Raw genomic sequence first — 20,427 nt, 5'->3', positions numbered from 1 at the left:
TCGCCTCATGCCCGTTGCCACGCCATCGATCCGCCTCCGCATCCAGGACTCCATGGACAGCCTCAGCAATGCCGAGCGGAAGGTCGCCCGTGCGCTGCTGGCGCGGTATCCGAGCGCTGGGCTGACCACTGTCGCGCAGCTGGCGGGGGAGGCGCAGGTCAGCGCCCCCACCGTGCTGCGCTTCGCCGGCAGGTTGGGCTACTCGGGCTTCGCAGACTTACAGCGGGCGCTGATCGCCGAGCTCAATGACGATGGCTCCCCCTTGCGCCAGTACGAGCAGAAGCGCGCGGCGGAGGGCGGTGATGGAGTCCTGGCCCGAACAGCGCGGACCGTGCTGGAGGCCGTCCAGAGGACGTATGACGAGCTGCCGGAATCAGAGTTCACGGCGGTGGCCCAGCTGCTCGCCGACCCCGGCAAGCGGATCGTGGTGGCGGGTGGGCGCTTCTCGGGGCTGCAGGCCGACTACCTGGTCCGCCACCTCCAGCTGCTGCGCCCGGGGGTCCAGCTGCTGCCGCAGGAGGTCATCGCCTGCCGAGACGCGGTGCTCTCGGCATCGTCGTCGACCCTGCTCGTCATCTACGACTACCGCCGGTACTCGCAGGACAGTCACGAGCTGGCCGCGGAGATGCGCCGTCGTGGTGCGACCGTGGCGCTGATGACGGACAGCTGGCTCTCGCCGATCGCGGATGCGGCGCGGCACGTGCTGCCGGCGCGCGTGGAGAGTGCTTCCCCGTTCGACTCTGCGGTGGCGGCCACAGCGCTCACCGAGAGCCTGGTGGCGGCCGTGACGGAGATCCTGGGCGATGCCGGGATGCAGCGGGTCGCGCAGTTCGAGGCCCAGGCCGAGCTGGAGGCGGGTGCGGCCGATGAGGCCTGGGGCTGTACGCGGACCGGCAATGGATGTAACGTGCGAAACAGAATGAACCAGATCACGTCGTTCTGAAACGCAGGATGACCCATGGGTCCGGATGCTGTTCCGGACCCCCGGCCCGTCTGAGGAACCATGGCTGCTCCGACCCTGACCTTCATCGCCACCAACGACCTGGTGGGGCACACCCGAGGTCGTGCGGTGCCCTCCGCCGACACCACTCGGGCCCTTCGTCGCGGAGTCGGGTGGGTCCCCGCGAATCTCGCGATCGATTGCTTCGGCCACATCGCCGACGGCAATGTCTTCGGCTCGACCGGCGACCTGCGCCTCGTACCAGATGCGACAACGGGGATCGACATCCCCGCAGGCCAGGACAAGCCCGAAGTCCGTCTCCTGCTCGCCGAGCAGCGCCACCCCGACGGCAGGGAATGGCACTGCTGTCCCCGGACTTTCGCCCGCAGGGCGCTCGAGGATTTCACCGAGCGGACGGGGCTGGAGATCATCGCCTCCTTCGAGCACGAGTTCACGATCCGCGATGCCGCGGACAGCGCCCCGTTCTCCCTGCGCCGCTTCCGCGATGCGGAGCCGTTCGGCACCGAGCTCGTGGAGCTGCTCGACGCCGTGGGGCTCGATCCCGAGAACTGGCTGCCCGAGTACGGGACCCAGCAGTACGAGATCACCCTCAAGCCGGCCCCGGGGCTCGTCGCCGCGGATCGGGCGATCCTGCTCAGGGACCTGATCCACGACCTCGCGCAGCGCCACGGCCGCAGCGTGACCTTCGCGCCGCTGTCTGCGCCGGATTCCGGCGGCAACGGCGTCCACGTCCACCTCTCCCTGCATGACGCCAAGACGGGCGCGCCGGTCCTGTACGACGACGAGGGCCCGGCGAACCTCTCGCAGATCGGTCAGAAGTTCGCAGCTGGCATCCTGCGCCACGCTAAGGCGCTCACGGCGCTGAGCGCCTGCGGGCCGAACTCCTACCTGCGCCTGGCTCCGGACACTTGGAGCGTGGGCGGGATCTTCCTGGGCGAGCGCAACCGCGAGTCGCTTCTGCGCATATGCCCTACCTCGACCATCGGGGGCGGCGATCCCACCCAGCAGCTCAACCTGGAGTTCCGTGCCGCCGACGCCACATCGAACCCGTGGCTCGTGCTGGGCTCCCTGGTGCGGGCGGGTCTCGAGGGCATCACCCGCGACTACGAGCCGGAACGGGTGTGGCCGGAGGAGACCGCCAGCGAGGAGCTGGCCGACGTCCCGCGGCTGCCTGCCTCGGTCTCGGAGGCGCTCGAGTGCCTCGCGAGCGACGAGATCGCGTCCGGGTGGTTCCACCCCGATCTGCTGCAGACCTACCTGCACATCAAGCATGCCGAGCTGCGGGCGGTCGAGGGTCTGACCGACGAGCAGCTGTGCGCCAAGGTCGCCGATGCGTACTGAGACTTCGGCCGCGAGCCCGCGGGGCACCTGGGAGTCCGCACAGCGCATCCGGCTCGTGGATCACCACGTGCATGGCCCCCTGTCCGGCGACGTCACGCGCGAGCAGCTCGAGATGCTGCTCACCGAGTCGGATCGCCCGATCCCGGAGGGGACCACGGTCTTCGACTCCCAGGTGGGCTTCGCGATCCGCCAGCACTGTGCGCCGCTGCTGGGCCTTGAGCCAGGGGCCTCGCCCGAAGCCTACGTGGCTCGTCGCAGCCAGAGCACGGCCGATGAGCTGGCCGAGCTCTTCCTGGAGGGCGCCGGCGTCTCCGACTGGGTGGTCGACACGGGCTTCGGCACCGATTCCATCTGGAGCGCGGAACAGATGCGCGGGCACCTTAGCGGCTCCGTCCACGAGATCGTGCGTCTGGAGGCGCTGCTGGAGCAGGTTGCTGTGGACTGCGCGCCGGAGCAGCTGCAGGAGAGCTTCGAGGCGGCTGTGGCCCGAGCTGCCGAGAAGGCCGCAGGCTGGAAGTCGATCATCGCCTACCGCTTCGGCTTCGACTTCGAGCCCCGTCGTCCCAGCCCCGACGAGGTCCTGGCTGCCGCGCGCCGGTGGCTGGGCGAGCTCGTCGAGGGCGAGGGGCTGCGCGTGGAGGATCCGGTGCTGCTGCGATGGCTGCTCTATGTCGCCTGCGACACCGGGCTGCCGATCCAGCTGCACTGCGGCTACGGCGATCCCGATCTTGACCTGCACCGCTGCGATCCTCTGTTGCTGACCAGCTGGCTGCGCGACATCGAGGGCTCAGGCAGCCGCATCATGCTGCTGCACTGCTACCCCTTCCATCGCAATGCCGGCTACCTGGCCCAGGTCTTCCCGCACGTCTACTGCGACGTGGGGCTGAGCATCAACTACTCGGGGGCGGCCAGCCGCCAGATCGTCGCCGAGTCCATGGAGCTGACCCCGTTCTCCAAGCTGCTGTACTCCTCCGATGCCTGGGGCCCCCCGGAGCTGCACTACCTGGGCTCCCTGCTGTGGCGTCGGGCCACCGCCGCCGTCATGGATCGCTGGGTGGATCAGGGAGACTGGCCCGAGGAGGAGCCCGAGCGCATCCTGCAGATGATCGGCCGGGACAACGCATGCCGTGTCTACGGACTGGACGAGACGCGCGAGGCCCAGTCCCGCGCATGAGAGAGGAGCGCACTGCTTCGATGGACGCCGCACCCCTGTGGGACGCGCTGGAGCGGCACCTGCCCGCCGCCGTGGAACTGCGGCATGAGCTGCATCGGCGTCCCAGCCTCTCCGGGGAGGAGGCCCCGACGCGCGATGCCGTCGTCGCCGCCCTGCCCGAGGGGATGACCAGAACGGATGTTGCAAGGACCGGGTCGGTGCTGCGGCTCGGAAGGCCGGGCCCGGCGATCGGCGTGCGCGGTGAGATGGACGCGCTGCCGATCCATGAGACCACCGGCGTGGAATGGGAGTCGCGGAACGGCGGTGTCATGCATGCGTGCGCGCACGACGTCCACATGGCCGCTCTGGTCGCCCTCGCCGGGGCCGTCGACGAGATCGGAGTGCCGCACTCGCTGCTGGCGGTGCTCCAGCCTCGGGAGGAGACCTATCCCTCCGGCGCGGAGGACATCATGGCCGCCGGCGTGCTGCGCGATCAGGAGTGCGCAGCCATGATCGGCGCGCACATCCAGCCGACGCTGGGGCACCAGCAGGTGGCGTGCGTGCCCGGGGGCGTCAATGCGGCCTCGGACGAGTTCGTCGTGGAGATCACCGGCTCCCCCGGTCACGCCGCCTATCCGCACCTGGCCGTGGATCCGGTGCTGACAACGGCCCAGGTGGTCGTGGCGCTGCAGGCGGTCGTCAGCCGGATGGTCGATCCCATGCGCTCGGCGGTGCTGGGGGTCTCCTCGATCATCGCGGGGGAGGCCGCCAACGTCATCCCCGGCACCGCCCGCGCCCGAGGGACCCTGCGGGCTCTGGATCCGCAGACCCGCGGACTGTTGCGCGAGCAGCTGCAGTCCGTGGCCACCGGGGTCGCCGCAGCCCATGGCTGCCGGGCCGAGGTGACGATCACCCCGGGGGAGCCGGTGCTGGACAACCACCCGGGGCTCACCGAGCTCTCGCGCGTGCACCTGGAGAGTCGGGACTATTCGATCTCGGACTCCCTGCGCTCGCTGGGCTCGGACGACTTCTCGTTCTACGGGGAGCAGCTCCCGGCGCTGATGATGTTCGTGGGGACGGGGGCCGGTGGCGGTCTGCACACGAGCGACTTCCTTCCCGGCGACGACGACGTCCGCCACGTCGCCCAGGCCATGTGCGCCGGCTACCTCGCCGCCGCGCAGATGATCGAGATGGATCTGGGAGCTGAATCGCACAGCTGATCGCGGGCCCCCCGGCCCTGGAAGGAGCGACGATGGCGCGCAGCAGCATGGATTCGACGGAGGTCGGCCTGACCGACGGATCCCTCTACGCGCGCGACGCTGCGGTCATCGCTGTCTCCGAGCACCTGCGGTTCTTCCCGCTCGAGGTCCAAGACGCTCGCGGAAGCGTGCTGTGCTCCCCGACAGGTCGGGAGCTGATCGACCTGTCGGCGGGCTGGGGCGCAGCCGCGGTGGGCTACGCGCACCCCCGGGTCGTCGAGGCGATCGCGACCGAAGCGGCGCGGATGCCCAGTGTGGGCGTGCTCTCGGCCGCCAACCCCGCGAGCACGCGGCTGGCCGAGAACCTGCTCGAGGTCGTGCCCCTGTCCGCAGGGCGCGGTCAGGCTGCCGTGCACTTGGGGCTGAGCGGATCCGACGCCAACTCCGCTGCCCTGCGGGCGATCCGGGCCTGGTCGGACCGGCCCGGGATCCTGGTCTTCGAGAACTCGTACCACGGCGGACTGGGACCGGCGCAGCATGCTTCCGGCTTCTATGCCGCTGACAGCATAGCCATGGATCCCGGGGTCGAGCAGGTGCCCTACGGCGATGTCGAGGCCGCCGTGGCTGCGCTGGAGACCGAGCGCTTCGCGGCCGCTGCGGTCGAGCCGATCATGGCCGACGGCGGGCTGATCGTCCCCTCACCTGCGTTCCTGCCTGCGCTGCGAGAGGCGTGCGATCGCACGGGGACGCTGCTCATGGTCGATGAGGTCAAGGTCGGCATGGGCCGCACCGGGTCCCTGCTGGCCAGCGGCTGCGACGGGGTCGTCGCCGACGTCGTGACCCTGGGGAAGGGCCTCGGTGGCGGCATGCCGCTCTCCGCGGCGATCGCCCCGCGGCAGGTGTGGGAGGCCGCGCCGGGCGCCTCGCTGCTGACGCTGGCCGGCAACCCGGTGTGTGCGGCAGCGGGGCTGGCAGTGCTCGAGACGCTTGAGGCCGAGGGCCTGATCGGGCGTGCGGGCGAGCTGGGGCGGGAGCTGTCTGCGGCGCTCGCAGGGCTGGCCGGGCGTCACGAGCTGATCCACGATGTGCAGCCGCGGCATCATGGCCGGGATCGAGCTGCGCCGGGCGGACGGGTCGGCCGCCGATGCCGAGACCGCGGCCGTCGTCCATCGGGCCTTCGAGCTGGGCGCGGTGGCCTATCCGGTGGGTCCGGAGTCGAACATCATCGAGCTCACCCCGGCGCTGACGATCACCTCCGAGCAGCTGCTGCACGGGATCGAGCTGCTGGGGCAGGCCGTCGCGGATGTCGAAGGCGGACGCATTGACCTTCAGGCCGCGGCCGGCTTCGGCGGCTGGTGAGCCGACGTCACCGGGCTGCTGCTGAAGAGATCTCAGACGAGGCGGTCCGCTCTACGGCTGAGATCCTCAGCCGGAGACCTCAGCCCAGGTCCTCGGCCGTCATGCGCTTGCCGATGCGCTCGGCCAGCGCCGGGCGGGCGATCACGATGATCAGACCGATCAGGCACCATGCCCCGGCCATCCAGGGGAACCAGGTGTACGGCGCCTCCTGGCCGATGATCTGCACCGCGTAGACGAAGACCAGGTAGGCCAGTCCGAGCACCGGGAGGATCAGTTCCCAGCGCGGGACTGCGCTGCCCGGACGCAGGATGAAGCGGATGATGCCCACGCTGGTCATGCCGTAGGCCACCACCATGCACAGCGTGGCGATGGTGGCGAACCAGTAGTAGACATCCACGGAGCCGGCACCCAGGACGCCCGAGAGGCAGGCGACGATGACCGTGAACGCCGTGACCAGCACGACGGCCGGGCCGGGGACGCCGGTGCTTGGGCTGGTCCGGGCGAAGACGGCCGGGCCGAAGCCGTCGCGGGCCAGGGCGAAGAGCAGGCGCGCCGCGGCGGCCGTCGAGGACAGCAGAGAGGCGAAGGCCACCAGGAACGCGATCACGGAGATCAGGACTGCGAACCACGCTCCGATGTAGGTCGACGACAGCGTGGTCAGGGTCGAAGAGGCACCCGCGAAGGCGGCGACTCCGGCCTCGTCGGTGCCGAAGCCGATGGTCTGGGCGAACATCATGAACGTGTAGATCAGGCCGGCCAGCACCACGGCTGCGCCCAGTGCGCGGGGGATCGTCTTCCTGGGGTCCTCGGCCTCCTCGGACAGCGACGTCCCCGACTCGAAGCCGGCCCATGACAGGAAGCCGAACACGGAGGCCGTCATGATGGCCGACAGCGGAGCTCCGCCAGGAGCGAGCGTGGACAGGTCCAGCCCCGTGGACACCGGGGCGCTCCCCGAGGCCACGCGCACGACGATGACGACGCCCAGGATCAGCATCACCAGGATGCCGATCATGCCGATGGCCAGCAGAGTGCGGGCCGTGACGGCCGATTCGCGCAGGTTGAGCACCAGCACGAGCGCGCCGACCACCACCGGGATCAGGATCCACAACCCGTCTGCGAAGGCCAGGCCGAGCTCCGCCATCATGGCCTGGAAGAACACGGCGCAGGCCCCGGCGATGCACACCGCGAAGAACAGGTAGGTGCCCAGCAGCGCGAAGCCGCCGAAGAAGCCGGCTCGGGCGCCCAGGGTCACCCCGGACAGCGCGTAGACCGACCCAGCGTGGGTCACGTAGCCCGTGAGTCGGATGAAGGCGTAGGCCACCAGCATGGTGCCCAGGAACGAGACGGCGAATGTGAAGGGGACGCTTGCGCCCACGAGGCCTGCGACACCGATCCCATTGAGGCTCATGGCCATGACGGGGCCCATGAAGCCCACGGATATCGCAGCGACCTCGGGGGTGCGCAGGCGGCCTGCGAGCTCCCGGGTTGCAGAGGGTGCCTGGCCGACCGCGGCAACGCTGCTAGGTGGTTGGTGGTCCTGTGCCATGGGGATCAGGCTTTCCGCCGCCGTCGGGCACCGCGCCCGGAGGATCAGGCCGTGAGCCGAGGGTCAGCTGGGTGGAGAAGAGTCTTCTTGTGCTGCACGTTACAGACGGACCCCAGCTGCCGCAATCCTTTTCCTGCTGATACATGTCCTTGGGGCTTTCGGCCCCCTCCGCTCATGTCTGGCCGGTCATGGGCCGTGGCGGCACGTCCTGCAGGCGGAACCACAGGCGGGCCTCACGGCGCCGGGCTGCCGTGAGCACCGACCAGCCGCCGGCGTCGGCACCCGCCTCGGCGACCGCCTGGTCGAGCGCATCGCGGACCAGCCAGGTCGTCACGGGGTGGGCGTGGCCGTCCATCTGCAGGACGTGCTCGAGCTCGGACGGTGACAGGTCGAGCCACTCGCACAGCTGCTGACGCGTCAGGTCCGAGACCTCGAGATGGCGGCGCAGCTCCTGACTTGTGCGCGCGGTCTGGGCGTCGGTGAGGGACATGAGGGCTCCTGGGCTCGGGGGCGGGTGCGGCTCCCGGTGGGGGCCAGGGGCGGGCGTCGTCTATGTGATCTGTATCATAGTCGCGGCCGGCCTGCTGCGGGATGCAGACCATCCCGGGCGACCACCACTACCCCGAGGACTCGCAGTCCGAGGTGTGGATGCCGTCCGAGCCCGAGCAGCAGGGCTGACAACCGGATCAGCCGGTGACCGTGCGCAGCACCTGCATCTCCAGCAGCTCGTCGGGGTCATCGGTCAGTGGGTTCAGATCCAGCACGCAGAAGTCGGCGGCCAGCCCCGCAGCGATCCGCCCGGTGCCGTCGCGCCCGGAGGCCCGGGCCCCGGCCGACGTCAGCGCCTCCAGGGCATCGGCCGGATCGAAGACCCTCTCCGGCTGATACGGATCCCGGCCGGCGTCGAACGCGGAGCGGGCCGTGAGCGCGATGAACAGATTGCGCGCGGCTTGGTGCGGAGCGGTGGGGGCGTCGGTGCCCAGCGCAATCGGCACGCCGGCCTCGCGGAAGCGGTGCCAAGGGAAGCCCTGCACGGCGCGGTCGTCGCCGAGCATGGCCTTCCAGTTGTCCAGGACGGCGGGGTCGCAGTGCACCGGCTGCATCGAGGCAGTCACGCCCAGCTGCGCCATCCGCTCGATCGTGTCCTGAGCCACCGACTCCAGGTGCTCCACGCGGGGGCGTCGTCCCTCCCGGGGCCCGTTGACGCGCACGCACTCTTCGACCAGGTCAAGCGCCAGGGTGCTGGCCTGGTCGCCGATCGCGTGCAGCGCCAGCTGCAGGCCGCGGGCGTCGGCGGCGGTGGTCACCCGAAGGGCCGCTTCCCGCTCCCAGAGGGGATCGGGGAGCTCGCCGCCCACGTACGGGGCGCGCATGGCGGCGGTGCAGGCGTCGATCACTCCATCCAGGATCAGCTTGACGCCCACGATCCGCAGCCACTGGGTGCCGAACTCGGCGGCCACCTCGTCGCGGATCGCGGCCACCCGCTCGACCTCCGCGAGATCCGCCTCCGGGTCGCCGGTGGGGCGCAGCAGCCAGTGGGCGTCGACGGGGAAGGGCAGGCGGCCGTCGCGCTCCAGCCGACGACGGAAGACTGCCAGGTCCGAGTCGCTGAAGCCCATGTCCGTGGCACCCGTGGTGCCGCTGGCCAGGTAGGAGCGGAAGGCGTTGTCCAGGAAGCGGTCCTGATCCGCCTCCGTGGAGTGCGCCGCCTGGTACCCCCAGGCGTACTCGATCGCGGCGTTCTCGAGCAGCAGCCCAGTGGGCTCCCCCTCGGCGTCGCGCACGATCTGACCGCCCAGTGGATCCGGGGTGTCTCGGGTGATCCCCAGAACCGCCAGCCCGGCGGTGTTCACCCACGCGGCGTGGAGGCTGTTGGCGTCCAGGATCACGGGGATGTCGGCGACGACCGCGTCCAGCATGGCGGCCGTGGGCTGTTGACCCGGCGCAAAGGCATGCGGGTACCAGCTGGCTCCGAGGATCTGGGTGGCCTGCGGATCGGCGGTCCGCGCCTCGGCGATACGCTGCTGGATCTCGTCCAGGGTGGCGCACTCGCGCAGCGAGACCTTGTCCAGCGCCTCGCCCAGCATGGTCATGTGCACGTGGGACTCCCAGAACCCCGGCAGCACGAAGGCCCCGTGCAGGTCCTCGTCCACGGCGTCCGGCCCGACGGCCGCGCGCACCTCCTCCTGCGTCCCGACCGCCAGGAAGCGGCCGTCCTGCACCGCGAACGAGCGGGCGGTGGGGGAGGCGGCCTCTCCGGTGAAGACCGTGGCGCCGTGGAAGAGGGTGGTGCGGGACAAGGCGGGGTCGCTTTCGTCGTGCGGTTGATCCGGCGCAGACACAGGAGGCCGAATGCGCTGAGGCTATCCCAGGCCAGCACTTGAAGAAGGCGGAGAAGGTCGGTGCCGATCTGCCGGGTCACTGGCGGATCGCGCGTTTGCGCGGAGGCCTGATAATGGAGGGGTGATCGTCGAACGGAAGGAGCAGGTCATGAGCGAGACCAGCGCATCGCAGAACCCGCAGGAACCCGTCGAGCAGGAGCATCCCGCCCAGACAAAGTCCGAGCGCGAGGAGCAGCTGGTGGAAGAGGAGGAGCGGGAGTCCTTCCCGGCTTCCGACCCGCCCGCCAACTACTGAGCGCGAGAGCACCGACGACGGCCCCGGCAGATGCCGGGGCCGTCGTAGTGTCTGCGCGGATCAGTCGGGTCTCACTCGGAGTTCTGGCCCACGGGGTAGTGGCTGCGGATCGCGATCCGGTTCCACGAGTTCATGACGATGGCCAGCCAGCTGATCGCGGCGACCTGCTCGTCGTTCAGGGAGCCGTCGTCCCAGTCGGCGCGCTCGGGGACCGAGAGGCGGGTGATCTCCTCGGCCAGCCCCAGCGCGGCCTGCTCCTGCCCGGTGAAGTACTGCGACTCCCACCAGGCGGCCACCACGGACAGCCGATCCGTGGTCTCGCCCATCTGCAGGGCATCGCGCGTGTGCATGCGCAGGCAGAAGGCGCACCCGTTGAGCTGGGAGACGCGGATCTTCACCAGCTCGGCCAGCAGCGGGTCGAGGCCCGCCGCGGCGACGGCCTTGGCGGCCTCGCCGTCCATGCGCAGCATGGCCTTGTAGGCGGGGTGCTCGGAGAGATCGATGTGCGACATGCGGCGGAGCCTACTCGAGTGCCCGGTCACTGCTCCGAGGGCAGGGGGATGCCCTGCTCCTGCATGAGCTCCTCGACCTCGGCGCCCTCCATGTACTCGAGCTGGAGCTCACCGCTGGTCTTGCAGCGGCCCAGATCGGCATCGAAGCACTCGGAGCCCACCTGGTACTCGAAGCCGGGCTCCACATAGCCGTTGTAGCCGTAGTACTCCTCCGAGGGGCCCACGTAGCCGTCCGCGTCTGCTTCCGGGCGCTGGTAGCCGCTGCCGTCGTCGGTGGCGTAGTCCGTCTGATCCGTGGTGTCGGGGTACATCGGGTAGTTGTCGATGGAGCCCGGGCCGGCGTAGCCCGGCTGATCCCCGGCCTGGGCCGCGCAGATGGTCTGGAGCTCGGCCATGAGCTCGGGGCTCGGGGCGCCCGTGGGGAAGGTATCCGAGTTGCAGGCGCCTCCGGCGTCGAAGAACGCCTGCGCCTCAGCGGACATGCCTGAGCTCGAGGCTGCGTCCGCCTCTGCGGGGGCATCCACGGGCGCCTCTGCGGCAGTCGGAGCGGCGGGGGCGGGCTCAGCCGGGGCGGTGGCTTCCTCGGAGGCCTCTGCGGAGGGAGTCGTCGAGCTGGTGGCTGAGGGGTTCGACGTGGTCTCGGGGGCCGAGGACGTCGAGGAATCCGAAGCGGATTCGGCGTCGTCACCGCCCGAGCAGCCGGTCAGGGCCAGGCTCAGGAGGGCAGCTGTGCAGAGCAGGACAGGGCGCTTGCGCATGGAGGGGGCCTCTTCTCGATAGTGAACGATCGAGAATCTAGCGGGTCGGACGACCTTGCGACCTCGGCACGCGCCGAGGGGTCGCTGATGCCGTCTTCCAGTGGCTGAAAGACGGCATCAGCGACCCCTCGCGGGCAGGGTGCGATCTCTCGCGGGCTCCTGAGCCCGGTCTCAGCCCTTCATCAGCCGGGCGATGGCCTGGGAGGCCTCCTGCATCTTGGCGTCGGCCTCCTCGCCGCCTGCCTGCGCGGCATCGACCACGCAGTGGCGCATGTGGTCGTCGAGCAGGCCCAGGCCCACATTGCGCAGGGCCGAGTTCAGCGCGGAGATCTGCGTGAGGATGTCGATGCAGTACTTCTCCTCGTCGATCATGCGGTGGATGCCCCGGGCCTGACCCTCGATGCGCTTGAGGCGGGCCAGGTAGCGCTGCTTGTCCGACATGTACCCGTGGTGGGCGTGGCCGTCCTGATCGAGCTCGCTGTCCGGGGCCATGTCCGCGGTGGCTTCCGCCGTCTGCTCCACGAGGGCCTCGTCGGCGGCGTCCTGATCGGTGCTCATGGTGCTGGTCTCCTGGTCGTTCGGGATGCTCATGCGGCGGCGGGCTCGCGCTCGTCGGCCGTCGCGGCGGCAGGTGCGGCGCCGGAGCAGCTGCGGAACCCGCGCAGCCGCAGGCTGTTGGCCACCACGGACACGGAAGAGAATGCCATGGCCGCGCCGGCGAGCATGGGGTTCAGCAGTCCGAAGGCGGCCAGCGGGATCGCGGCCATGTTGTAGGCGAAGGCCCAGAACAGGTTGGACTTGATCACGCCCAGGGTCTTGCGCGACAGGCGCACCGCATCCGAGGCCGCGCGCAGATCCCCGCGCACCAGTGTGATGTCGGCGGCCTGGATGGCGGCATCCGTGCCGGTGCCCATGGCCATGCCCAGATCGGCCTGGGCGAGGGCGGCGGAGTCGTTGACGCCGTCGCCGACCATGGCGACCACGCGGCCCTCGTCCTGCAGCTGCTGGATGGTCGTGACCTTGTCCTGCGGCAGGACGCCGGCGATGACCTTCTCGATCCCGACCTCCGCGGCCACCGTCTCGGCCACGGCCTGGTTGTCGCCGGTCAGCAGCACGGGCGTCAGACCCAGGTCGCGGAACTGGCGGATGGCCTCGGCGCTGGTCTCCTTGACCGCATCGGCGACCGTCAGGACGCCGCCCACGGCACCGTCCCAGGCCACGACGACGGCGGTCTCACCATCGGACTCCGCCTGCTCCTTGGCGCGGGCGAGGGCCTCGGGCATCTGCAGGGACCACTCCTCGAGCATGGTCTCACGGCCGATGACCGCCAGACGTCCGTCGACGACGCCCTGCACGCCGCGGCCCTCCAGGTTCTGGAAGCTCTCCACAGTCGGCAGGGCGCCCACGCGCTCGCGGGCGCCGCGGGTGATGGCACGCGCGATGGGGTGCTCCGAGGAGTCCTCCAGGGCCCCGGCGATGCGCAGCAGCTCCTGCTCATCCATTCCATCGACGGCATACGCACTCTTCAGCGTCATGCGGCCGGTGGTCACGGTGCCCGTCTTGTCCAGCACCACGGTGTCGACCTTGCGGGTGGACTCCAGGACCTCGGGGCCCTTGATGAGGATGCCCAGCTGCGCGCCGCGGCCGGTGCCGACCAGCAGCGCGGTAGGAGTCGCCAGCCCCAGGGCGCAGGGGCAGGCGATGATCAGCACGGCCACCGAGGCGGTGAAGGCGGCGGTGATCGGGAAGCCCGCGCCCAGCCACACGCCCAGGGTCGCCACGGCGATCGCGATGACGATCGGGACGAAGACGCCGGAGATCCGATCGGCCAGGCGCTGGACCTCGGCCTTGCCGGACTGCGCGTCCTCGACCATCTGGGCCATCTGCGCCAGCTGCGTGTCGGAGCCGACGCGAGTGGCGCGCACGACCAGGCGCCCGCCGGTGTTGACGGTCGCGCCGGTGACGTTGTCGCCCTCGGAGACCTCGACCGGGACGGACTCGCCGGTCAGCATGGAGGCGTCCACGGCGGAGGAGCCGGAGACCACGGTGCCGTCGGTGGCGATCTTCTCTCCGGGGCGCACGACGAACTCGTCGCCCTCGGCGAGATCATCGATCGAGATGAGGGTCTCGGCGCCGTCGCGCAGGACGGCGACCTCCTTGGAGCCCAGCTCCATGAGCGAGCGCAGCGCAGCGCCGGCCTGGCGCTTGGAGTGCTTCTCGAAGTAGCGCCCGCCCAGGATGAAGAAGATGACGCCTGCGGCGACCTCCAGGTAGATCGCGCTGGCGCCGTCCGTGGGCTCTACCGACAGCTCGAAGGCGTGCGTCATTCCCGGCATCCCGGCGGTGCCGAAGAACAGGGCGTAGAGCGACCACAGGAACGCGGCGATCGTGCCCATGGAGATCAGCGTGTCCATGGTGGCCGAGCCGTGGCGCAGGTTGGTCCAGGCGGCCTTGTGGAAGGGCCAGCCGGCCCACACGATCACGGGGGCGACCAGGGTGAGCGAGAGCCACTGCCAGTAGGTGAACTGCAGTGCGGGGATCATCGCCAGGATGATGACCGGAACGCCCAGCACACCCGCCCCGATGAGGCGATGGCGCAGCGAGGTGAGCTCGGGGTCCTCGCCCTCGTCGTCGTTCTTCTGCGGCTCCGCGCCCTTGGACATGGGCAGCTCGGCGGTGTAGCCCGCCTGCTCGACCGTGCTGATCAGCTGCTGGCTGTCATATCCCTCCGGCACGGAGACGCGCGCCTTCTCGGTCGCGTAGTTGACCGAGGCGCTCACGCCGTCGAGCTTGTTCAGCTTGCGCTCGATGCGGTTGGCGCACGACGCGCAGGTCATGCCGCCGAGCAGCAGCTCGACGTCGGGACCCGGCGACTGCGGCTGGGCGCTGGAGTCCGTGGGCGCGGAGGTGGTCATGGGTGCTTCTTCCTGGAAGTCGGTGCTCTCCCCGGCCCGGTGCGGCGGATCGGGGGGGTCAGTGATCGGAATCGGCGGGGTTCTCAGGCTCGTCCGGGGTCTGCGAGTGCGAGGACTCCTCGGCCTGCTGGGTCCAGGAGTCCACGGTGCTCTGAGGCACGACGGCGCGGCCGATGAAGAAGGCGGCGACGAAGACCGCCGCCAGCGCCGCGAGGTAGGCCCCGAGGCGGGCGGCGGCGCTCACGCTGCGCGCTCGGCCGAGTAGCCGGCCTCCTCGACGGCGGCCTTCACTGCGGCGTCGTCGACGGGCTGGTCGCTCTCGACGACGAGGCGGCCGGTCTCGTGGCTGACCTGGCTCACGGAGGCTCCGGGGATCTCCTCGACCTCTTCGCGCACGGACATCTCGCAGTGGCCGCAGGTCATGCCGGTGACGTTGAACTCGGTGGTGGCCATGGTGCGCTCCTTCGCTGATGGTGATACCCCTAGGGGGTAGATACTGACTCCAGGTATACCCCCTTGGGGTATGTGGGTCAAGGGGGCATCCGTCGGGTCGGGCGTTGTCTAGGGTGGAGCAGCGGCACGGCGATTCGGCAGGAGGCAGGCACTGATGGTGGCGATGTGGGGAATCCATAACGACGCCCTGGGGGCGGAGCTCGTAGAGGAGGGGTTCGTCTCCATCGGGTGGGAGGAGATCGGCGATCTGCGAGCCATCGGCATGGACCGGGAGAGCATCAGAGAGGCGATGGTGCGGGCCCACCCGGAGGCAAAGGCAGGGGCGATTCCGGTCTGGGCGGGAGTCCTCTACCGCTTTGCGGCGCAGATGAGACGAGGAGACATCGTGGTCGCGCCGTACAAGCCCGATTCCACACTGAACTTCGGTGTGGTGGAGGGTGACTACGAGTTCCATCCGGAGGTCGAGCGCCATCCGCACCGGCGCAAGGTGCGCTGGCTGAAGACCGGAGTCGCGCGTGGACTCTTCCCTCAGAGCGCTCTCTATGAAATCGGGTCCTCGATCACGCTGTTCCAGATCAGCAGGCATGTCGAGGTATTCCAGAAGTTCCTCGACTCGGGGTCAGAGGAGACCTTCGAGGCCCAGGCCAGCAGGCCGATCGGCGGCGACTCCGCTGAGGAGGCAGTGCGCATTGCGGAGAACGAGCCGAACGCCGACCGCATCGACCAGCACACGCGGGACTTCATCATCCGGACTCTGAGGGATGAGCTCAGCCATGAGGAGTTCGAGCACTTCGTGGCTGATCTGCTGCGCACTATGGGCTACCAGGCGCGAGTCACCTCATTCAGCACGGATGGCGGTGTCGACGTCCTCGCGCACAAGGATCCGCTGGGGCTGGAGCCTCCGCTCATCAAGGTCCAGTGCAAGCATTCCGTGGGCAGGAAGGGAAGGCCGGACGTCCAGCAGCTGATCGGCACTCTGTCCACGGGTGAAGTGGGCTTGTTCGTGACGCTGGGGTCTTACAGCCGTGATGCGATCGACCTGGAACGAGAGCGGCAGAATCTGAGGCTCTTCGGCGGCGCGGACATCACGCGTCTGACGCTGGAGCACTACATGGAGCTGCCGCCCCGCTGGCGGTCGCGGATGCCGCTGCGCTCCCTGCTTGTGGTGGATGCGGCGCCCGAGTCGCAGTGAGCGACACGCTCACCCCACCAGCGCCGCGAACCTCCGCAGATCCACGTTCCCGCCGCTGAGGATCACGCCCGCCCGCAGCCCGCCGACGTCGTGCTCCTGAGCCCAGGCGCGCAGTCCTGCCAGCCCCAGGCAGCCGGTGGGCTCCACGACCGTCTTCATGCGCTCGGCCAGGAAGCGCATCTCGGCCACCAGGGCGTCGTCGGCCACGGTGATGACCGACTCCACGCGCTCGCGGATGATCGCGAACGTCGTGTCGCCCACCCGGGTGGTCTGGGCCCCGTCGGCCAGCGTCTCGGGGACGTCGATCGTGACGGGGCGTCCCAGAGCCAGGGAGCGCTGGACGTCGTCGCCGGCGGCAGGCTCCACGCCGATCACGCGGCAGCCCGGAGCCAGCAGGCCGGCGGCCAGCAGTGACCCAGAGAGCAGGCCCCCGCCGCCCAGCGGCACGAAGAGCAGATCGAGCGGCCCGGTCTCCTGGAGCAGCTCGAGGGCGGCCGTGCCCTGCCCGGCGATGATGTCCGGGTGGTCGAACGGCGGGATCACATGCGCCCCGCGCTCCTCGGCCAGACGGGCCGCCAGCGCCGCGCGATCCTCGGTGCGGCGGTCGTAGGCCACCACCTCGGCGCCGTAGCCGCGCGTGGCCGCCGACTTCATCGCCGGGGCATCGGACGGCATCACGATCGTGGCCGCACGCCCCTGCAGCGCAGCGGCCAGGGCCACCACCTGGGCATGGTTGCCCGAGGAGAAGGCGACGACGGCGTCGTCGTGCGGCAGCCGAGACAGCGCGGTGAACGCCCCGCGGAACTTGAACGCTCCGGCCCGCTGCAGGTTCTCGGCCTTGAGATGCGCGGAGCACCCGAGCTGTGCGTCAAGCGTGCTCGAGCTCAGCACCGGGGTGCGGTGCGCGACGCCCTCGAGGATGCGGGCGGCGGCCGGGACGTCGTCGGAGGTGGGGCTCATGGCCCCAGTATCCGTCTCAGCGCAGCGGATCGAACGGCGTGATCGCCGGGTGGATCGCGCCGGTGGTGATCTGATCGGCCAGAAGGCGCCCGGTGATGGGTCCCAGGACCATGCCCCACATGCCGTGCCCGCCGGCCACGTAGACATTGGGGACCTGCGTGGCGCCGATCAGCGGGAGGCCGTCCGGGGTGACGGGGCGCGAGCCGACCCACTCGTCCTGGCGCGCGTCGAGGTCCACCCCGGTCATCAGCTTCCGCGCCTCGTTGACGATCGCGGTGATGCGCCCCGGGTCGAAGGGCTCGTCGGCGTGCTTGAACTCCATGGTGCCGGCGATGCGGAACCGCCCCTGATAGGGGGTGCAGGCCATGCGCGCGTGCGGCAGGTACACGGGGTGCTCGGCGGGCTGGTCGGTGGCCACGGAGAACGAGTACCCGCGCCCGGCCTGGACCTTCACCTTCACGCCCAGCGGCGCTGCCAGCCGGGGCAGCCAGGCGCCGGTGGCGATCACGACGGTGTCTGCGGTGAGGTGCTCGCCCGTGGACAGCGTCACCGACGGTGTCCGCGTGGAGTTCACGTCGGTGACCTCGACACCCGTGCGCAGGGTGCCGCCGCGCTGGACGAAGGCCTGCCCCAGCGCCTCCATGAACGGGCCGGGCTCGAAGAAGCGCTGGCCCTCCAGCCGATAGGCCACCTTCACGTTCTCGGAGAGCATCGGCGCGAGCTCGCGGGGGTTCTCGAGCGGCTCGAACGGCACGTCCTGGCCGTGGCGGACCGCTCCGGCCACCTCGCCCAGGAACCCCTGGGACTGCTTCTCGTTCTCGAACCCGACGACGAACGGGCTCTTGCGCGTCCAGGACTCGATGCCGCCGTCGGTCAGCTCGTCGAAGCCCTCCAGCGCGAGCTTGTCGATCGGCGTCAGTGCGGCCATGGTGCGATCCCACGACTTGGTGGTCGCGTGCGCCATGAACCGGGCGAAGAAGCTCCACAGCGTGGGGTCCACGCGGGCGGGGACGTGCAGGGCGGCGTCGGGGTCCAGCAGCGCCTTGGGCCCGTAGCCCCACAGGCTCGGGTGCGACAGCGGGATCGTCTTGCCGGGGGAGAGCCAGCCGGCATTGCCCCACGACGACCCCGCGGCCACGCCCTCCTTGTCGATCACGGTGACCTCGAGACCGCGCTCCTGGAGGTGCCAGGCGGTGGCCAGACCGACCATTCCTGCTCCGATGACGATGGCGTGGCTCATGCCTCTCCTCCTGGGGGACCGTGCGGTGCGGGTGGCCGCGGGCGCTGCTGATGATGTGATCCGGAACACTAGAAGGACTCTGCCGATTCCTCCATGGTCCATGGAGGAATCCGTGCGCATTCAGCGATAATCGGCGGAATCCGCTGACCGACCCTCAGGAGAGCCCATGGTCGCCGCAGAATCCGCCTCGCCTCGTGCCCTGGATGAGCTGGATCAGGCCCTGCTGCGCGAGCTGCGCGGCAACGGGCGCATGGCGATCAGCGAGCTGGCCCGTCGAGTGGGGGCGGCGGAGTCGACCTGTCACAAGCGGGTGGGTGCGCTGGTCGAGTCCGGGGTGATCACCGGCTTCCGCGCCGAGGTGGATCCTGCTGCGCTCGGGCTGTCGATCGAGGTGCTCATCAGCATCCGCGTCCACCCGCACGCCCGTCGCTCCCTGACGCGATTCCAGGCCTACCTGACGGATCTGCCCGAGTCGCGGCAGGTTTACTTCCTCGCCGGGGACCGCGACTTCCTGGTCCACGCGGCGGTGCGCGACACCGAGGCCCTGCGCGCCCTGGTCTCCGACCGGATCAGCATGCGCGAGGAGGTCGCGTCCACCAACACGAGCCTGATCTTCGACCACTCGCCGCGATGAGATCTGCGCACTGGCTGCTGCCCATCGACCCCGCCGCCCACGCCGAGCACCTGCCCGGCGACTGGCGCACCCGCGCAGATGCCACGGCCGTCTGGGACGCGATCGGGCGCTCGCAGCCGATCCGCCGCTGGTGCCTGCGCACGGGCTTCCGGATCATGCGGCCCGGGGATCTGGTCTGGGCCTACCTCTCCCGGCGGCAGGAGCTGTGCGCCGTGGGGACGGTGGCCGAGATCGTCCAAGAGGACGGTGCGTGGTTCGTGCACATCGACTGGGATGGGCCGCGCACCGCGCAGCTGTGCCGGGATCCTCTGCCGCGCGGCGCCTTCGGCCAGGTCCCCATGTCCACCTGCCGGGCGGGGGAGCCGGCGACGGAAGTGCTCGCGGCGTGCCACGGGGCGCTGGCGGCCCGGGGGATGTGATGCGCAGCACGAGGCCGTAGGCTCGCCGCAGGCCTGCGAAGGAGACCTCATGAGCAAGCGGATCGCCATCATCGGCGCTGGGATCGGTGGCCTGACCCTGGGCATCGAGCTGCAGCACCGGGGGTTGGACGTCCAGCTCTACGAGCAGACCTCGGTGCTGCGGGAGGTCGGGGCGGCGGTGTCGCTGTCGGCCAACGCCACGCGCTTCTACGACCAGCGCTTCGGCCTGGCCGAGCCCCTGGGGGCCGTCTCCGCGGAGGTGGACGGGCTGATCTTCCGGGACGGCCGCACCGGCGAGCGGATCGCACGGCTGTCGTCGCACGATGAGTACCGCAGCCGCTTCGGCGCCTCGTTCCTGGGCATCCACCGCGCGGACCTGCAGGCCATCCTGTTCGGCGCCCTGGACCCGGAGTCCCTGCACCTGTCCAAGCGCGTGACGCAGATCGACGACTCGGGCGACGCAGCCGTCCTGCACTTCGCCGACGGGGACGCAGCCGAGGCCGACCTGGTCATCGGCGCGGACGGCGCTCGCTCGCTGACCCGGCGCACGCTGCTGGGCTACGACGACGCCCGCTGGTCCGCCTGCTCCGCCTCCCGCGGGATCGTGGCGCCCGAGCTGATGCCGTCGCTGCCAGATCCGGAGGCGATCCAGTTCTGGATGGGCCCCGGCGGGCACCTGCTGCACTATCCGATCGGCAGCGGGGACCAGAACTTCTTCCTGGTCCGCCGCGAGCGGCTCCCGTGGTCCGAGAAGGGCTGGGTCGTGCCGGTGGAGGAGGGCCATCAGCTCGAGGGCTTCGAGGACTGGGCCGCACCCGTCGTCGAGATGGTCACCGCGGTGCCCGTGACCGAGCGGTGGGCGCTGTTCTTCCGACCGCCGCTCACGCACTGGTCCGACGGCCGGATCACGCTGCTCGGCGACGCCGCCCACGCGACCGTCCCGCACCACGGGCAGGGCGCGAACCAGTCCATCGAGGACGCGATCGTGCTCTCGGACCTGCTGGCCGGCTCCGACGACTGGGATGCCGCTCGCCTCGAATACGAACGACGACGGCGCTTCCGGACCCGTCGCGTCGTGGACGCCTCGGTCGCGGTGGGCGAGATGCTCCACCTGCCCGACGGCCCGCCCTGCCGGCCGAGCCCGCCGC

Annotated in this window: 20 protein-coding genes and 1 pseudogene; 10 read left to right on the top strand and 11 right to left on the bottom strand. The window is 70.2% G+C overall.

Annotated features, from left to right (window positions below; genetic code table 11):
• Nucleotides 1–7 precede the first annotated feature (7 nt).
• Genes OVA15_RS10425 through OVA15_RS10405 form a run of 5 tightly spaced genes read left to right on the top strand, consistent with a single transcriptional unit; the run spans nucleotide 8 to nucleotide 5,979 of the window.
• Nucleotides 8–943, top strand: coding sequence for a MurR/RpiR family transcriptional regulator (locus OVA15_RS10425; RefSeq protein ID WP_051990426.1), 936 nt, complete (start codon nucleotides 8–10; stop codon nucleotides 941–943).
• A 60-nt stretch (nucleotides 944–1,003) separates the two neighbouring features.
• Entirely contained in the window at nucleotides 1,004–2,302 is a 1,299-nt protein-coding gene (locus OVA15_RS10420; RefSeq protein ID WP_053448121.1) for a glutamine synthetase family protein, read from the top strand.
• A complete protein-coding gene (locus OVA15_RS10415; RefSeq protein WP_061712428.1) occupies nucleotides 2,292–3,476 on the top strand; it encodes an amidohydrolase family protein in 1,185 nt (394 codons plus the stop codon). The genes OVA15_RS10420 and OVA15_RS10415 overlap by 11 nt, the downstream gene beginning before the upstream one ends.
• Nucleotides 3,477–3,496: 20 nt before the next feature.
• Complete coding sequence (locus OVA15_RS10410; RefSeq protein WP_006214339.1) at nucleotides 3,497–4,675, top strand: M20 metallopeptidase family protein; 1,179 nt, start codon at nucleotides 3,497–3,499, stop codon at nucleotides 4,673–4,675.
• 32 nt (nucleotides 4,676–4,707) lie between these two features.
• The gene (locus tag OVA15_RS10405; protein WP_268144816.1) at nucleotides 4,708–5,979 is read left to right on the top strand and encodes a class-III pyridoxal-phosphate-dependent aminotransferase; all 1,272 of its coding nucleotides are present in this window, start codon (nucleotides 4,708–4,710) and stop codon (nucleotides 5,977–5,979) included.
• A gap of 113 nt (nucleotides 5,980–6,092) precedes the next feature.
• On the opposite strand, the gene OVA15_RS10400 is transcribed toward OVA15_RS10405, so the two are convergent.
• From OVA15_RS10400 to OVA15_RS10390, 3 genes are all read right to left on the bottom strand, one after another.
• The gene (locus OVA15_RS10400) at nucleotides 6,093–7,559 is read right to left on the bottom strand and encodes an APC family permease (protein ID WP_231861275.1); all 1,467 of its coding nucleotides are present in this window, start codon (nucleotides 7,557–7,559) and stop codon (nucleotides 6,093–6,095) included.
• Between the two features lie 172 nt (nucleotides 7,560–7,731).
• The gene (locus OVA15_RS10395) at nucleotides 7,732–8,049 is read right to left on the bottom strand and encodes a DUF2316 family protein (RefSeq protein WP_268144814.1); all 318 of its coding nucleotides are present in this window, start codon (nucleotides 8,047–8,049) and stop codon (nucleotides 7,732–7,734) included.
• A gap of 196 nt (nucleotides 8,050–8,245) precedes the next feature.
• A complete protein-coding gene (locus OVA15_RS10390) occupies nucleotides 8,246–9,859 on the bottom strand; it encodes an amidohydrolase (protein WP_268144813.1) in 1,614 nt (537 codons plus the stop codon).
• Between the two features lie 190 nt (nucleotides 9,860–10,049).
• Here OVA15_RS10390 and OVA15_RS10385 point away from each other — a divergent pair, with 190 nt between their 5' ends.
• Nucleotides 10,050–10,196, top strand: a complete 147-nt coding sequence (locus tag OVA15_RS10385; RefSeq protein WP_158443071.1) for a hypothetical protein — start codon at nucleotides 10,050–10,052, stop codon at nucleotides 10,194–10,196.
• Nucleotides 10,197–10,267: 71 nt separating this feature from the next.
• Here the strand turns inward: OVA15_RS10385 and OVA15_RS10380 are convergent, their stop codons facing one another.
• From OVA15_RS10380 to OVA15_RS10355, 6 genes are all read right to left on the bottom strand, one after another.
• On the bottom strand, nucleotides 10,268–10,708 hold the full coding sequence (locus tag OVA15_RS10380) for a carboxymuconolactone decarboxylase family protein (RefSeq protein ID WP_053448115.1): 441 nt from the start codon (nucleotides 10,706–10,708) through the stop codon (nucleotides 10,268–10,270).
• A 26-nt stretch (nucleotides 10,709–10,734) separates the two neighbouring features.
• Nucleotides 10,735–11,466 (bottom strand): hypothetical protein, encoded by a 732-nt coding sequence (locus OVA15_RS10375; protein ID WP_268144808.1) that lies wholly within the window; start codon nucleotides 11,464–11,466, stop codon nucleotides 10,735–10,737.
• Nucleotides 11,467–11,637: 171 nt separating this feature from the next.
• Nucleotides 11,638–11,958, bottom strand: a complete 321-nt coding sequence (locus tag OVA15_RS10370; RefSeq protein WP_036307642.1) for a metal-sensitive transcriptional regulator — start codon at nucleotides 11,956–11,958, stop codon at nucleotides 11,638–11,640.
• Nucleotides 11,959–12,053: 95 nt separating this feature from the next.
• Entirely contained in the window at nucleotides 12,054–14,381 is a 2,328-nt protein-coding gene (locus OVA15_RS10365) for a heavy metal translocating P-type ATPase (protein ID WP_268144806.1), read from the bottom strand.
• Between the two features lie 58 nt (nucleotides 14,382–14,439).
• Nucleotides 14,440–14,625 (bottom strand): hypothetical protein, encoded by a 186-nt coding sequence (locus OVA15_RS10360; RefSeq protein ID WP_204782460.1) that lies wholly within the window; start codon nucleotides 14,623–14,625, stop codon nucleotides 14,440–14,442.
• Nucleotides 14,622–14,834, bottom strand: a complete 213-nt coding sequence (locus tag OVA15_RS10355) for a heavy-metal-associated domain-containing protein (RefSeq protein ID WP_006214316.1) — start codon at nucleotides 14,832–14,834, stop codon at nucleotides 14,622–14,624. Before OVA15_RS10355 ends, OVA15_RS10360 begins: the two co-directional genes overlap by 4 nt.
• 154 nt (nucleotides 14,835–14,988) lie before the next feature.
• Between OVA15_RS10355 and OVA15_RS10350 the strand changes: the two genes are divergently transcribed.
• A complete protein-coding gene (locus tag OVA15_RS10350) occupies nucleotides 14,989–16,026 on the top strand; it encodes a restriction endonuclease (protein WP_268144803.1) in 1,038 nt (345 codons plus the stop codon).
• A gap of 9 nt (nucleotides 16,027–16,035) precedes the next feature.
• Here OVA15_RS10350 and OVA15_RS10345 read toward each other — a convergent pair whose 3' ends face one another.
• Both OVA15_RS10345 and OVA15_RS10340 read right to left on the bottom strand, forming a co-directional pair.
• Nucleotides 16,036–16,986 carry a pyridoxal-phosphate dependent enzyme gene (locus OVA15_RS10345; protein ID WP_268144801.1) on the bottom strand — a complete coding sequence of 317 codons (951 nt, stop codon included), beginning with the start codon at nucleotides 16,984–16,986 and terminating at the stop codon, nucleotides 16,036–16,038.
• A 16-nt stretch (nucleotides 16,987–17,002) separates the two neighbouring features.
• Nucleotides 17,003–18,226, bottom strand: a complete 1,224-nt coding sequence (locus OVA15_RS10340) for an NAD(P)/FAD-dependent oxidoreductase (RefSeq protein WP_268144798.1) — start codon at nucleotides 18,224–18,226, stop codon at nucleotides 17,003–17,005.
• Between the two features lie 166 nt (nucleotides 18,227–18,392).
• Here OVA15_RS10340 and OVA15_RS10335 point away from each other — a divergent pair, with 166 nt between their 5' ends.
• From OVA15_RS10335 to OVA15_RS10325, 3 genes and pseudogenes are all read left to right on the top strand, one after another.
• A complete protein-coding gene (locus tag OVA15_RS10335; RefSeq protein WP_058871657.1) occupies nucleotides 18,393–18,860 on the top strand; it encodes an Lrp/AsnC family transcriptional regulator in 468 nt (155 codons plus the stop codon).
• A complete protein-coding gene (locus tag OVA15_RS10330; protein WP_006214311.1) occupies nucleotides 18,857–19,279 on the top strand; it encodes a hypothetical protein in 423 nt (140 codons plus the stop codon). The genes OVA15_RS10335 and OVA15_RS10330 overlap by 4 nt, the downstream gene beginning before the upstream one ends.
• Before the next feature lie 49 nt (nucleotides 19,280–19,328).
• Nucleotides 19,329–20,351: pseudogene (locus OVA15_RS10325) on the top strand (FAD-dependent monooxygenase); the annotation flags it as partial.
• Nucleotides 20,352–20,427: the final 76 nt, after the last annotated feature.

It is taken from the genome of Kocuria sp. SL71 (assembly GCF_026672465.1).
Lineage (GTDB): Bacteria > Actinomycetota > Actinomycetes > Actinomycetales > Micrococcaceae > Kocuria > Kocuria palustris.
This window is presented reverse-complemented; position numbering and strand designations above follow the sequence as displayed.